Source organism: Moorena sp. SIO3E8, assembly GCF_010692445.1.
Lineage (GTDB): Bacteria > Cyanobacteriota > Cyanobacteriia > Cyanobacteriales > Coleofasciculaceae > Moorena > Moorena bouillonii.
On sequence record NZ_JAAHHM010000154.1, the window covers coordinates 1 to 13,724 of the forward strand.

The window sequence follows — 13,724 nt, forward strand, 5'->3', positions numbered from 1 at the left end:
CCTGGCTCATACTGCTGCGGTTGCGCCTGTCGAGTCCTTCGGTTTTTTCTCTCAAAACACTGCTACAGGACAGCTTGGGTTAAAAAACTCTTCCCCATTCTATCGTCTTTCTATAAGAGCCGCACCCAAATGTTTTTAGTGTTAACCAGACTACAGACACGAGTGATTTCGATGCTGGACTAACTTCTGTAGACCCAGCTACCGCTAGTTTAGGTGATTTCGTTTGGTTGGATACCGATGGCAATGGTAGTCAAGATGGGGGTGAAGTTGGTGTCAATGGCGTCACTGTTGAACTTTATGATACTGCTAACACTCTGATCGACTCGACCCAAACCAGTAATGACTTCAATGATAATCCTGGTTTCTATCGCTTCCGGGACTTGACACCAGGCACCTATTATGTAAAATTCATAGCGCCCCCTAGTCATGCTTTCTCTCCCCAAGACCAGGGTGATGACACTCTAGACTCGGATGCTGATGCTACTGGACAAACGGGTAATATTACCTTGAATGCTGGAGACAGTAACCAGGATGTAGATGCAGGAATAGTACCTCAGCCGATCTTAGGTGATTTTGTCTGGATTGATAATAATGGTGATGGACTCCAAAACATTGGTGAATTGGGTTTCAATGGTGTGACGGTCAACATTTATAACCCTGGTGGAGATGGTCAGCCTGGTGGCGGGGATGATAGTCTAGTTGCCACTACAGTGACTAGCAACGATGTGGCTGGTAATCCTGGTTTCTACTCCTTCTCTGGCTTAGCAGCAGGAAACTATTTCTTAGAGTTTATTGCCCCATCTGACTATGAAATTGGTTTCCAAAATGTGGGCAATGATGACACGATTGATTCTGATGCTGATCCAACTACGGGATATACCGAAGTGTTTGCTCTGGGTGCATCGGAAGACAATCGAGACCTCGATGTGGGGATGATTGCTATTCCGGTTACATCTACTGGTGAAATATCCGGTACTCTCTACCAAGACGACAATCCCCAAAACGATACTTTCGACAATGGTGAATCTACCTTACCTGCCAACATTACGGTAGTACTATACCAAGACGTTAACAGTAATGATGTTATCGATGCTGGTGATACCCAACAAGCCACTACTGATACTGATAATAGTGGCAATTACAGCTTCACCAGCTTAGAGCCAGGAAAATACATTGTGCAAGTCGATACCAACGATACTGAGATCCCGGATGGGTTGATGTTAGGAACCTCTAATGATATACCGATTGAGGTGAGTACTACTGCTGTTACTGACATTAACTTTGGGTTTGATGTTGAAAGCCTCCCCAACGTGATCCTGGTCAAACGTATTACCGCTATCAAGCGCAAAGACAGTAATGTTTGGGAATCTTTACCCACATCTGGCTCACCTTTTGTTGATGGTATTGATAGTCCTGGTACTGACAATCACGTCGGAAGCGATCGCGCTCCTGACGATAATGACCCTAACTGGCCCAATCCCAATATTTATCTGCGGGGATTAATTAACTCTGGCACAGTGATGCCAGGGGATGAGTTGGAATACACTGTGTACTTCCTTTCCAATGGCAGCAATTACGCCAAGAGCCTGCGTATCTGTGACCGAGTTCCGGCAGAAACTACTTTTATTCCGGATGCCTTCAACCAAACTGCTGGTTTCCCAGCTAGTGATGTCGGGATTGCCTTGTTCGAGAGTACCGATCCTTTACCCAGCAGTGGTTTAGCTGAACCGAACATCTATCTAACTAATATCCCCGATAGCGATCGCGGTCGCTATTACTCACCAGGGACCTCAGTGCCAGCGGGATGTAATGTACCTGTCAACCAAAATGGAGTTGTGGTTGTCGAAGTCGGAGATGTGCCCGAAGCTACTGCACCAGGAGAACCGCCAAATTCCTATGGGTTTATCCGATTCCGGGCTCTAGTGAAGTAAACTGTTACCCCGTCAGTTCTCTGGAATTCCCTAACTATGATAATAAGAGCAGATAATAAGAGCAGGCTCGCAGAGGAACTAAATTATGATAGCTAGTACAGCTACTTACGAAGTTACCTGGGAAAAGTTACCTGATGATTTCGTTCTAGATGACGAACCAGTGGATAATATCAATCAACCAGCCCTGGCTGCTGCTCTGACAGAAAGTTTGGAAATTGCTGGCAAACTACCAGTTAATGCCCTGACTACTACCAATTATGGCATCTGTGCCACTTTGAATGGCAAAATCGTGGTCAAAGCCCCAGATTGGGGATATGTCCCATCGATTCGAGTACCCAGAGAAGAAGTCAAACGTAGTTATACCCCAAGACTTCAAGGGGACATTCCTGCTATTGTCATGGAATTTCTATCAGATACTGAAGCTGGGGAGTATTCCAACAAGCCAACCTATCCTCCGGGCAAGTGGTTTTACTACGAGCAAGTGTTACAGGTTCCCAACTATGTCATTTTTGAGCCAGACACTGGCGAAATAGAAGTCTATCGGTTAGATGATTCAGGACGTTATCAACTCCAACCACCCGATGGTAATAACCGTTACTGGATTGATGAAATCAGCTTATTTCTGGGTATCTGGCAAGGAACTAGGGAAAACCGAACTGGTTACTGGTTACGTTGGTGGGATCAGCAAGGAGAACTGTTGCTGTGGGGTTCGGAGTTGGTGATCCATGAACGGCAGCGAGCCGAGAAATTGGCAGCGCAGCTAAGAGCAGCAGGCATCGAGCCAGAGGGTTGACACTCCCCGACCATTGGGTACGGGGATTCTTCTTTCATCCAGCTAACTTATCAGCTAGGTTTTCACCCAACTGACAGAGGTTAATCTGTCCAGAAGCGTTAATTTGGGCGTGCCCCGCCCTATTTAAAATATTAATTGCCGCATTTTCGTCCCGATCTAAGACGCAACCACAACTACAGACATGAGTTCTAACTGATAGTGATTTTTTAACTAGTTTCCCACAGCTAGAACAATTTTGACTAGTAAAATGTGGTTTAACTGCAACAATTTTACGATCAAATACTTTTCCAAAGTATTCTAACCAAGATTTAAACATTGACCAACTAGCATCAGATATTGATTTAGCTAATTTATGGTTTTTTACCATATTTTTCACCTGTAGGTCTTCAACGGCTACCAAATCGTTAGATTGACATAGCGCCCTTGCAGTTTTAACTACAAAGTCTTTACGCTGCCTTGATACCTTGAGGTGCTGTTTAGCTAATTTTTTCTGAAACTTTTTCCTATTCTTAGAACCTTTTTTGCATTTAGATAATTTCCTTTGCAGTTTTTTTAATTTTTTTTCGGACTTTCTTAAATATTTAGGATTATGGCAGGTACCACCATTACTGTCAGTGTAGAATTCTTTAATTCCAACATCCAGGCCAATAGCTTTGCCAGTTGGTTTAGTATTTTTTTGCCTTTCTTGTTCAATACAAAATTGAACATAGTAACCATCAACTCTTTTAACCACTCGAACTCTTTTAATTGATTTTAAAGGATAGAAATGTAAATCCCTTGAACCAACTAATTTAAAACTACCAGCTTTAAAGCCATCAGTAAATTTTATAGTTTTCCTATCTGTTGATACTTGATAGCCAGTGGTTTTGTATTCAACTGAGCGAGAATTTTTTTTAAATTTCGGAAAACCTTTTTTTCCGGTAATTTGTTTCTTGCAGTTGTCATAAAACCTGGAAATAGATGCCCAAGTTCTTTCAGCGTGAGCTTGTCGAGCCATGCTATTTAATTTTTTAACCCAAGGAAAATTATTATTATCAGCTAATACTTTGCAATATTTGTTAAGGGCAAAACGGGTTATTTTGTCCTCTGGTTTAGCATCCATCCATAAACGCAAACATGAATTTTGAATGAATTGACCAGTCCGAATAGCTTCATCAAGTAAATTATATTGATATTGTTTACCTTTGAGCTTAAATTCATAAACTAGCATTGGCTCGACCTATCTGTTACTATATATCTAGTATAGACGCTTATTATAGAAATGACAACCAAAAAACAAAAAAGAATTAGGGGGATACCAGTACAGAATGAAGAAGTAAAAAAAAGACCTACCATTTTTTTAACTCCTAGTACTTGGGAAAAAGCCCAAGAGTTATCGAAAAATAAAAAAATCAGTGTATCGGTATTCATTGAATAATTAATTATAAATCAGGGCACTTAAAAGTGCTTACTTACCTTCATCCGCCCTCTAAAGATGGGCGGTTTTCGGTTGCGTCAATAATAATTCCTCAACTGGGATATCATATCCATTCCAGTTGCATCGCTATTGTCAAGCTTGGGTAATTGGTCATTGGTCATTGATCATTGGTAAGCTTTCAGCTTTCAGCTTTCAGCTTTCAGCTTATGCGCCTTTGCCAAAGGCCACGCTATGGGAATGGCTGACGGCTGAATGCTTAAGATCATTGATATTTGATCTCTTAATCAGTTGAATAGCAAAAATAAAAGCCAACCAAAAATTATTTAACACTTAACCAACTAAACATTTCGGCAACGGATAATTGCCAATCTTTAAGACTATCTAACACAGGTAAAATTTCTTCATCTGATTTAATCTCTGGCAATTGATTCGGTTGAAATATCATCACTGATTCATCGTCAGGATCAATTAACCAGCCTAATTCTGTTCCCTGGTTCAGACAAAACAGTATTTTTTTGATCACTTTATTAGCAGATTGTTCAGGAGAGAGAATTTCGATTACCCAATCAGGATAAAGCTCAAATTTATTGGCAATTCTTCCTTTTTCTGTTTTCGGAATACGATTCCAACTAAATACTGTAATATCTGGGACAATAGAACGTCCACCAAAAGTACATCTTAATTCAGTAAAAGCATGGGCGATTTTTTTCGGCAAAACAACGTCATTAATCGCTGTACCAAGACGAGTTTGTAAGGGACTATGTTCTCCTTGAGGCATAGGTTTTTGTTGAATTTGTCCATTGATATATTCACTAGCAGGTTTGGTTTCAGGAATTTCTAAAAATTCCGCCAGGGTCAACGTTTGTCTAATTTGATTTACAGCAACCATTTATGACCTCCTGTTTCTTAGATTTTAACTGTTGCTGGATTCAGTTCCAGTCATGCCCACCAGAAAAGCGATGCTCGGTACGAGCCGCTACGCGAACGCATCCTACAAGATCCCTTTACTCTTTCAACCAATCAAATATCTCACCCACCTTAAGCTGCACTGCTTCGGCAAACTCTGGCACGGGCAAAACCACCTCTAAGTTCTCAAACAGTTGCACGGATTTATCGGCACTATAGACAAATATCAAGGACTCTTCCGGATCCAATAACCACCCCATTTTAGTACCGTTGTCGAGACAATGGAGAATGTTGCGAATGACTTTGGTTTGGCTCTGCTTGGGGGATAAGATCTCGATGGTCCAATCTGGATGTAGATTGAAGGAATTGGCCACTTGCCCATCATGATCACGAGGAATCCGTTCTGTACGAAAGACGGCAACGTCTGGGACAATTGATCGCCCACCAAAGGTACACCGCAGTTCGGGGAATGCCTGGGCAGTTCGCTCTGGCTTTAAGGCCAGTGTTAAAGCAAAGCTCAATTCCCCTTGAAGGATGCTGTGCTTTCCTTGAGGCATAGGTTTTTGTTGAATTTGTCCATTGACATATTCACTAGCAGGTTTCGTTTCAGGAAGTTCTAAAAATTCCGCTAGGGTTAACTTTTGTCTAATTTGATTAACAGCAACCATTTATGACCTCCTTTTAAGAATTTCTTCCCTAAAATCAAGCAATACCTTGCCATGGCAAAACCGGTGACGATAAAACTGCGAGAAATTTCTTAGGCTCAATTGATCTCGCTGCTGCTGTTGTTTGGCTTAACTAACGACACGCCCTAGGTTTTAACTACATCCGAGGTTCCAGTAAGAATTGGCAACTTCATGATTCTGGGGTCCAGACAGTTTGATCCCCTTGCCCCCAAAAGCCATCATATTTGGTAACACAAACATCACCTAAAACCTTAGTCTGACAGGCTAAGCGGCGATTTGCCGTCGGAGAATGGGGTGGAAGCGATCGCCTACCTTTATCTTTCCAATTTGGCTCGGATACTTCCCCGTCTATCTCAACCGCACAGGTACCACAGCTTCCTAATCCTCTACAGTTAATTAGTTTAGCGTTGCCGTTGTATAGGGCAACCCCATGGTCTAGTAACACCTTGCGCAGATTACTGCCCTGGTCACATTCAAAGCTTTTTCCTTGTGCTGTTACTTTAGACATTATTCAAGATTACTCCTTATCTGTAGCTTATTTTTTAATACAATTAGATGCAGCTATATTTAGTGTTGTGAACAAAGCCAATCTGGCAATACACTAAGGTGCTCTTATTGTTTGATGGTTCTAGATAAGCTGCGTTTATAAATATCTAGAGGTCTAGTCCTCTGACTAAGCTTTAGGCCCTCAAAGCTTACCCTTAACTACAATTTACATTTCTTTACGATAAACTCAACTATTCTAACTGCCCATGACTTCAACAGCTTCTCACCCCATCTGGATTTACGATACAACGCTGCGGGATGGTGCCCAGCGTGAAGGAATCTCATTGTCTCTAGAAGATAAGTTACGCATTGCTCGACAACTGGATGAATTGGGTATTCCCTTCATTGAAGGAGGATGGCCAGGGGCAAATCCGAAAGATGTGCAATTTTTCTGGAAGCTTAAAGAAGAACCTCTCAAACAAGCAGAAGTAGTAGCCTTTTGCTCAACTCGACGCCCAAACATGTCCGCTGCAGAAGACCGGATGCTGCAAGCTATTTTAGCTGCAGGAACGCGCTGGGTGACTATTTTTGGTAAATCCTGGGATCTTCATGTCACAGAAGGGCTCAAAACTAGCCTAGAGGAAAACCTAGCCATGATTCGGGATACTATAGAATACCTCCGTAGTCAAGGGCGTCGGGTGATTTACGATGCAGAACACTGGTTTGATGGCTATAAAGCCAATCGAGACTATGCCCTCAAAACCCTAAAAGCTGCTAAAGATGCGGGTGCAGAATGGCTAGTACTGTGTGATACCAACGGTGGCACCCTACCCGATCAAGTTAGTCAAATTGTTAGAGATGTAGCTAAAGAGTTGAATGTTAAAAGGTTGAATGTTGAAAGTGAGTTGAACGTTAGAAGGTTGAATGTAGCTAAAGAGTTGAAGGTTGGTAGGTTGAATGTTGAAGGTTCTAACCTTGAACCTGCTAACCTTCAACCTGCTAACCTTCAACCTGGAACCGACACTAACCTTCAACCTGCAACCGAAACTAACCTTCAACCTGCTAACCTCCAACCTGCAACCGAAACTAACCTACCCTACGGGAACGCCAAAGGCGAACAACCTGCTAACCTCCAACCCATGTTAGGAATCCATACCCATAATGATTCCGATACAGCCGTTGCTAATGCCTTAGCTGCGGTATCTGAGGGAGCCTGTATGGTTCAGGGAACGATTAATGGTTATGGTGAACGCTGTGGTAATGCTAATCTCTGTTCTGTGATTCCTAACTTACAGTTGAAGCTAGGGTTACGCTGTATTGAGGATAATCAGCTGGCCAGACTTACCCAAGCTAGTCGTTTAATTAGCGAGATTGTCAATCTTGCTCCCAATGACCATGCTGCCTTTGTCGGTCGTTCAGCCTTTGCTCACAAAGGTGGTATCCATGTGTCAGCGGTGGCAAAGAATCCTCTGACCTATGAACATATTCAGCCAGAACAGATTGGTAACCAGCGTCGGATCGTAATTTCTGATCAGTCGGGATTGAGCAATGTCTTAGCAAAAGCCCGTAGTTTCGGTCATGATTTGGATAAAAAAGACCCCGCCTGTCGCGAAATCCTGGAACGCCTCAAAGATCTAGAAAATGAAGGGTATCAATTTGAAGCAGCGGAAGCCAGTTTTGATTTGTTGATGCGGGATGCTTTGGGATATCGAGAACATCCCTTTGAACTCAAAGGCTGTCAGATACATAGCGATATGCTACAAGGGGTCAGTAAACCCTACAGTAATTCTGTGGCAACCATTAAAGTATCTGTTAACAACCAGGAGATTTTGGAAGTAGCAGAAGGCAATGGACCAGTTTCAGCCCTTGATGCAGCTTTGCGCAAAGCCTTGGTGAAGTTTTACCCAGAGATTGCTGATTTTCATCTAACTGACTACAAAGTGCGGATTCTCGATGGTACTGCTGGCACATCGGCTAAGACAAGGGTGTTAGTAGAATCGAGCAATGGAGAAGAACGCTGGACAACTGTGGGGGTTTCTAGTAATATTCTCGAAGCGTCCTATGAAGCTGTGGTGGAAGGCATTGAGTATGGTTTGCTGTTGGAATCTTCAGCAAAGACACCATTGAGCCATTCCCCAGCCCTGAAAGAGCGGTAATTAGTAATTAATTTTTGCTATTTGCGCACTAAGGTGCTACCCAAAGTAGACTATCTAGCTTAGCCTTGGTGAGAACCTCAAGGGGAGGTAACTTATCATAAGGTCCTTCCCAGTTAACCGGTTGGTAGACGTATAGGATCGAGGCATTTTCCTCAAACCTACAAATCACTTTCCCAGTGGTCCCTTCCTCACCTGGCAAGCAGTCTAGTTTCTCGTGTCCAGGAGTCGCTGAGTAGGCTATTCCTACTTTCACATCCTTTGGACCAGGGATGCGATCGCTTAGCACTTCAATCCTGCCGATTTTTTGCTGGGAGAAGTCGGCATCGATTTCCACTACCGGGCTATCTTGCCAGTAGGCTCTGAAAATATCGTAAGTTTCCCCTTCAGCAGAGGTGGTTTCTTTTTTAACGGTATAACTGGGCAAAGCACTCTTGATGGTATCAGCATCAAAGTTGCTAGTTTTGTTGAGTTTACCCAAACCGTCTGGAGTCAGCCTGAGACTGGACTTAGTTTCAGGCGGGGAAGGTTCCTTGGCGCAAGCGCCCAGGATACTGGTGACTAGGACGATGCTGGTTAGGGTAAACAGTGTTTTTCTATACAATTTTATTAAAGAGTTTATGTCAACTAGCAATTACATTAGTAAAGATTAAAGATCAAGGACGAATGTCTTCACAAAATTTTACAGTTTTATATAAAAAATATTTGATTTCTATTGTGATCAAGAACTGTTACTGATAACTATTCCAAGAGCCTCATGGAAATTACAAATATATCCAAATTGGCACTCCCTTAAACACAGGTAAATATATATCATTTAGCTTATTGAAATTATAAAAAAATCGTTTATGTTTTAGCATTTTTATCTATAGTATTATCCTTAACAGAAGTCTACCTATCTTCCAATAAGCTCTGGAAACGGAAACATGATAATGAAGTCGCTGAAAGTGTAAGCCAAATTTTTTGGCAAGAGGTCTAATAACCTTACAAATCTACGCTCAGCCTTGCCTTCCTAAGAAGGAATTGGAGTAGAGTTTGTTCTTTTGAAATAATATCAGCTCTGCCCTCCATCCCCAATTGAATGGTACACTGCTTTTTGCCCTGACCTAAAGAAAGGCTTTCTGGCTCTATCGTTACCTCGTAGAAGGCAGTAGCTGCAACCCCTTTCTGGCTGGAAGCAGTGGGGGCACCTGTAGTAGCACCATTCCCTTGAGGTTTAATGCTATCCTTGGAAATTTGGCTGACCACGCCTTTAAGAGTGCCGTAGTCTGGATAAGGACAGGCAGAAACCCGCATTTGTACGTTTTGGCCTTCTTCCAGCTTGCCAATGTCGGCAGGTGCCACCCCAGCCTTGACCAGCAAGGAGGCATCAGTGGGGACAATTTGAGCGATTTCCTCTGCTGAGCGCACAGTTTGACCAGAGTTTCGCAGGTTGAGTTTGGAGATGATACCGTCGGCTGTGGCTCTAATGGCGGTTTGACCCAGGTCGATTTTCACTTGTTGAAGTTCATGGGTGTTGCCCTCAAGCTGTTTGTTAATTTCAGTTCGCTGCTGGATTAGGGCTTCGTGTTCTTTGTCTAAGGTAGCGAGAGTGGCTTGACCCGTAGCTTTTTCTTGGGCAATCTGCTGTTGAGCGATCGCCACTTGTGCATCACTGGGATTAAGGGCAGCTTTGGCATTTTGTAACCTAGCTTGGGCTGCCTGAACCTGTTGTTGTTGCTGCTCAAATGCTAGTTGTGCTTCCCTCAATCGCTCCTTAGAAATGGCTCCGGTGTTTGCTATGGGCTGATATCGATCTCGCTTCGCCCTAGCTGCACTCAAAGCAGCTTCAGCTGACCTTAAGTTTGCCTCGGCTTCTTCAACTCCAGTGTTGGCGGTAATCTGCTGATTTCGATAGTCCCGGCGACGGCGGCTCAGTTCAGCTTCAGCTGAGGCAACAGCAAGGTTGGTGCGGTCTGTTTCTGCACTGATCTGGCGATTAAGAGCCCTAATCTGGGCGTTGATTTGAATAAGTTGTAGCTGCCCCTGCCTAATATGGCTAATCAGTTGACTTTTTTTGGTTTGGAGGCGGGAGTCATCGATAGTGGCAATTATATCTCCTTGTTTAACAAGTTGATTTTCTTTGACAGAGATGCTTCTAATCGTTCCCTCGGTGGCAGCCTGAACAATCCGTAATTCACCAGCAGGACGGAGGACAGCCTGTGCTTTGACGGTTTCCTTATATTTGATCACAGAGGCAAGCAAGATGCCTAGACCCACAGCAGTGACGATAAACAGTCCCCCAAAGGTAGTCCAAGGACTAATCGGCGGCAGAAATTCGTTTTCTTGAACTGGGGGCAGGAATTCTGTGTCGGAGTTGCTAACCATGATCTTTGTATTTCTAGTTTTCGGTTTTTTCTACTTGCAATAGATGTCAGAAACTTTTAATATAGGATTAATAATCATACAAAGCCCCATGGGCGGCCATTCCCTACGGGATAGCTTAGTTTAACCCACAACATGCATGATGAAACTCTTTATCCCCTGCTGCAGAGGCCTATTTTCGGGTTAGGGTTTAACTTAACGCAGGGCACTGTTGGGAGAACTGCCGTTAGCATGAAAACTCTCCGATTTCACTAGCAAAGCGTTCGTTGATGGGTGAACGTTGTCTAGAAAGTCTAAGTGGTCCCCAGCTTGATAACGCAGAGTCTTTGGGGTGCCAGAGATTTTCAATTTCCCTTTTTCGAGCATGACAATCCAATCGGCACGCTCAATCACTTTGGGGCGATGGCTAATCATAATTGTGGTTTTGCCCTGTCGGTGGGAGAGCAATTTATCTAGCGCTTGGGCTTCGCTCACCGGATCAAGAGCGCCAGTAGATTCATCTAAAATCAGTATTGGCGGGTCGGTGACTATCGCTCTGGCGATCGCTAATCTTTGCTTTTGACCACCAGAGAGGTTCGCACCAAATTCCCCTAAGACCGTTTGATATTTGTCAGGGAGTTCGCTAATAAACTCATCGGCACCGACTATCTGGCAAGCTTCGACAATGCTCTCAAAGCTGACGTCCGGATGGCTAAAGCGGAAGTTGTCAATGATCGAGCGACTCCAGAAGTTGGCTTCTTGGGGCACCAGCACTACCTGCTGCCGCAGGCATTCTATTGAGAGGTCTTGCTGGTTGTAGAGACCATAGCGGATATTACCAGATCCGAGGGAATATAAACCAGCAATTAGCTTAGCGAGGGTACTTTTGCCACAGCCAGATTTACCAATCAAGGCAATGGCTTTACCGCCTGGAATCGTGAAGGAAAAATCTTGCAGCAGGTCAACTCTACCGGCATGGTGGAAGTTGAGGTTAGTGCAGGTAATATCTGCATTGCCGGGAATTTGGGCCCAGGGCTTTTTGAAGTCGTTTTCGTCTTCTGGGGTGGCGTCGATGACTTCTGTGAGGCGTTGAATGACAATCTGGGCAGTAATAAACTCATCAACTAACCCGACCAGAGAAACCAGGAAGCCGAGGAAGTTGCCACTCATGCCGTGATAGGCCATCAGCTGACCGATGGTTAAGGTCTGATTAATCACCAGGTAGCTGCCTAACCAGAGTAAGGCAATATTGGTAAAAGTGGTAAGAATGTCAGTGATAGTGCCGGTGTAAAGCCCTAGCTTCATCGCAGACCATTCCAGGTTAGCAAGGCGACCATAATTGGTCTGATACTCTTGCCAAGCTTGAGGTGTGGCTTGGGTGGTTTTGAGTACCTGGACACCGCGAAAGGTTTAGACCAGAAAGCCTTGGTTTTCCGTACCTAAGATAATAAGATTGCGGGTTTTTTGGCGCAAAGCGGGGAGAAAAAGCAGGTTGATGGCAGTGACGATTAGAAAGGCTGCTAGGGAAGCGAGAGTTAATTCCCAACTGTAGAAGAGCATCAAACCCAAGGAAACCAAGGCGATAAAAAATTGGCTGGGTAAACCGAGGACAATTTCGGAAACTAGGTCATTGACGGCATTGACATCGGCAATGCGGCTGACAACTTCCCCGCTACGATGTCCTTCAAAATATGATAGGGGCAAGCGCAGGAGTTTGCGACCGTATTCGAGGATCAGACCTAATTGCAGTCGCTGACCAAAGTGACCGATTAGGTGAGACTGCACCAAACCGACGGCACTGCTAAACAGGTTCATAGCAATCACCCCAATAGCCACGGTGGTGAGCAGTTGGGTATCCCCCCGCACGAGTACGTCATCGGTGAGCAGCTGGGTCATCAAGGGGGAGGCAAGGGAAAGCAGTCCAATGGCGATGTTGATGGCAATTGCCTGAGCGAGAATGCCTCGATAGGGCCAGACCCGGGACAGATAGCGCCCTATTCCGCCGACTTTATCGTTCGATTGCTCGTAAAAGCGACTCTGATCTGGCATCAGCAGAAGCATGACACCATTACCCCAACCTTCAATTAACTCCCGACGGGTGAGGTAGCGGATGCCGAAGGCGGGGTCGGCGATCGCATATTTTTTCCGTTTTTGCCCGTAGAGAACGACCCAGTGGTAGCCTTTCCAGTGAATGATGGCAGGCAGAGGCACTTTGTTTAATTGGTCGAGTAGTTCTGGGGAGGCTTTGACTGTGCGAGCATTGAATCCGAGGGCTTCTGCACCCCGCCTCAAACCGAGCAGAGTGGTTCCTCGCGACCCAGTGCCGACTGCTTCTCGCACGCGGTTAAGGGCAAAGGTACGTCCGTAGTGTTTGGTCACAGTGGCTAGGCAGGCAGCACCGCAGTCTTCTTCAGAGTGTTGGAGTACGCTGTGGTATTTCATCGGTGAATCCTGAGTTCTCAAAGTAGTAGGGGCAAGACCTGCTTGCCCCTACGGACTGGGAAAGAGAATTTAGAGGAGCTCGGATAAAGGCGAGAGAGTTTTTTTGAGGTTCTAGCTGTTCATCCGAATACCTCTACATACTGGCCCCTAGTTTGGTCACCCCATCAGGCAGGGCCTACCTTAAAAGATGAGGTCTTATTGTTCATGAAGCCGCCTACAAATCGCACTCCCTGGTTTGCCCGAACTGTGAAGGTCTCGCGTTTCCCTTTAAAGTTTGGCCGATCAAATAGAGTCACTTTAAACAGTGACCGACTACCATCATAGAGCTTAAAAGATGAGAGCTGATTGTTAATCGATCCGCCTACCCGACGTACGTTTAAGCGGTTGCCATACTTACCAAAGTCCTTCTTAAACCCCCGAAAATTGGCATGCTGATAGGCTACTAGTGCAGCGCGGCAGAAATACTTGAGCAGCTGCTGATAATGGTAAAATAGAAGGATGAACTGCTTACCTACTCGATGCTCAGCTTACCCTATTGTACTCTTCACAACTTGTGCTATGCCTGAC

General features: G+C 44.5%; 12 protein-coding genes and 1 pseudogene. 5 read left to right on the top strand and 8 right to left on the bottom strand.

Features of this window, described 5'->3' with window-relative positions:
• Nucleotides 1-215: 215 nt before the first annotated feature.
• The 3 genes and pseudogenes from F6K46_RS33500 to F6K46_RS33510 all read left to right on the top strand — a co-directional run.
• Nucleotides 216-1,181, top strand: a pseudogene (locus tag F6K46_RS33500) (SdrD B-like domain-containing protein); the annotation flags it as partial.
• A 339-nt stretch (nt 1,182-1,520) separates the two neighbouring features.
• Complete coding sequence (locus F6K46_RS33505; RefSeq protein WP_293066275.1) at nt 1,521-1,931, top strand: hypothetical protein; 411 nt, start codon at nt 1,521-1,523, stop codon at nt 1,929-1,931.
• A gap of 85 nt (nt 1,932-2,016) precedes the next feature.
• Entirely contained in the window at nt 2,017-2,724 is a 708-nt protein-coding gene (locus tag F6K46_RS33510) for a Uma2 family endonuclease (protein WP_293066251.1), read from the top strand.
• A gap of 34 nt (nt 2,725-2,758) precedes the next feature.
• On the opposite strand, the gene F6K46_RS33515 is transcribed toward F6K46_RS33510, so the two are convergent.
• The gene (locus F6K46_RS33515; RefSeq protein WP_293066254.1) at nt 2,759-3,934 is read right to left on the bottom strand and encodes an RNA-guided endonuclease TnpB family protein; all 1,176 of its coding nucleotides are present in this window, start codon (nt 3,932-3,934) and stop codon (nt 2,759-2,761) included.
• A gap of 51 nt (nt 3,935-3,985) precedes the next feature.
• Here F6K46_RS33515 and F6K46_RS33520 point away from each other — a divergent pair, with 51 nt between their 5' ends.
• Nucleotides 3,986-4,141, top strand: a complete 156-nt coding sequence (locus F6K46_RS33520) for a hypothetical protein (protein ID WP_293066257.1) — start codon at nt 3,986-3,988, stop codon at nt 4,139-4,141.
• A gap of 319 nt (nt 4,142-4,460) precedes the next feature.
• Here F6K46_RS33520 and F6K46_RS33525 read toward each other — a convergent pair whose 3' ends face one another.
• The 3 genes from F6K46_RS33525 to F6K46_RS33535 form a co-directional block, all read right to left on the bottom strand.
• Nucleotides 4,461-5,030, bottom strand: a complete 570-nt coding sequence (locus F6K46_RS33525) for a Uma2 family endonuclease (RefSeq protein WP_293066260.1) — start codon at nt 5,028-5,030, stop codon at nt 4,461-4,463.
• A 115-nt stretch (nt 5,031-5,145) separates the two neighbouring features.
• Nucleotides 5,146-5,715: a Uma2 family endonuclease gene (locus F6K46_RS33530; protein WP_293066263.1), complete on the bottom strand. Its 570-nt coding sequence runs from the start codon at nt 5,713-5,715 to the stop codon at nt 5,146-5,148.
• A 187-nt stretch (nt 5,716-5,902) separates the two neighbouring features.
• A complete protein-coding gene (locus tag F6K46_RS33535) occupies nt 5,903-6,241 on the bottom strand; it encodes a 2Fe-2S iron-sulfur cluster-binding protein (protein WP_293066266.1) in 339 nt (112 codons plus the stop codon).
• Nucleotides 6,242-6,485: 244 nt separating this feature from the next.
• Here F6K46_RS33535 and cimA point away from each other — a divergent pair, with 244 nt between their 5' ends.
• A complete protein-coding gene (gene cimA / locus F6K46_RS33540) occupies nt 6,486-8,375 on the top strand; it encodes a citramalate synthase (protein ID WP_293066269.1) in 1,890 nt (629 codons plus the stop codon).
• A gap of 28 nt (nt 8,376-8,403) precedes the next feature.
• On the opposite strand, the gene F6K46_RS33545 is transcribed toward cimA, so the two are convergent.
• The 4 genes from F6K46_RS33545 to F6K46_RS40405 form a co-directional block, all read right to left on the bottom strand.
• A complete protein-coding gene (locus tag F6K46_RS33545; RefSeq protein ID WP_293066271.1) occupies nt 8,404-8,976 on the bottom strand; it encodes a DUF1131 family protein in 573 nt (190 codons plus the stop codon).
• A gap of 380 nt (nt 8,977-9,356) precedes the next feature.
• Nucleotides 9,357-10,739 carry an HlyD family efflux transporter periplasmic adaptor subunit gene (locus F6K46_RS33550; RefSeq protein WP_293066273.1) on the bottom strand — a complete coding sequence of 461 codons (1,383 nt, stop codon included), beginning with the start codon at nt 10,737-10,739 and terminating at the stop codon, nt 9,357-9,359.
• A gap of 192 nt (nt 10,740-10,931) precedes the next feature.
• On the bottom strand, nt 10,932-12,020 hold the full coding sequence (locus tag F6K46_RS40400; RefSeq protein ID WP_366510834.1) for a peptidase domain-containing ABC transporter: 1,089 nt from the start codon (nt 12,018-12,020) through the stop codon (nt 10,932-10,934).
• A gap of 105 nt (nt 12,021-12,125) precedes the next feature.
• Nucleotides 12,126-13,157, bottom strand: coding sequence for a cysteine peptidase family C39 domain-containing protein (locus F6K46_RS40405; protein ID WP_366510835.1), 1,032 nt, complete (start codon nt 13,155-13,157; stop codon nt 12,126-12,128).
• Nucleotides 13,158-13,724 lie beyond the last annotated feature (567 nt).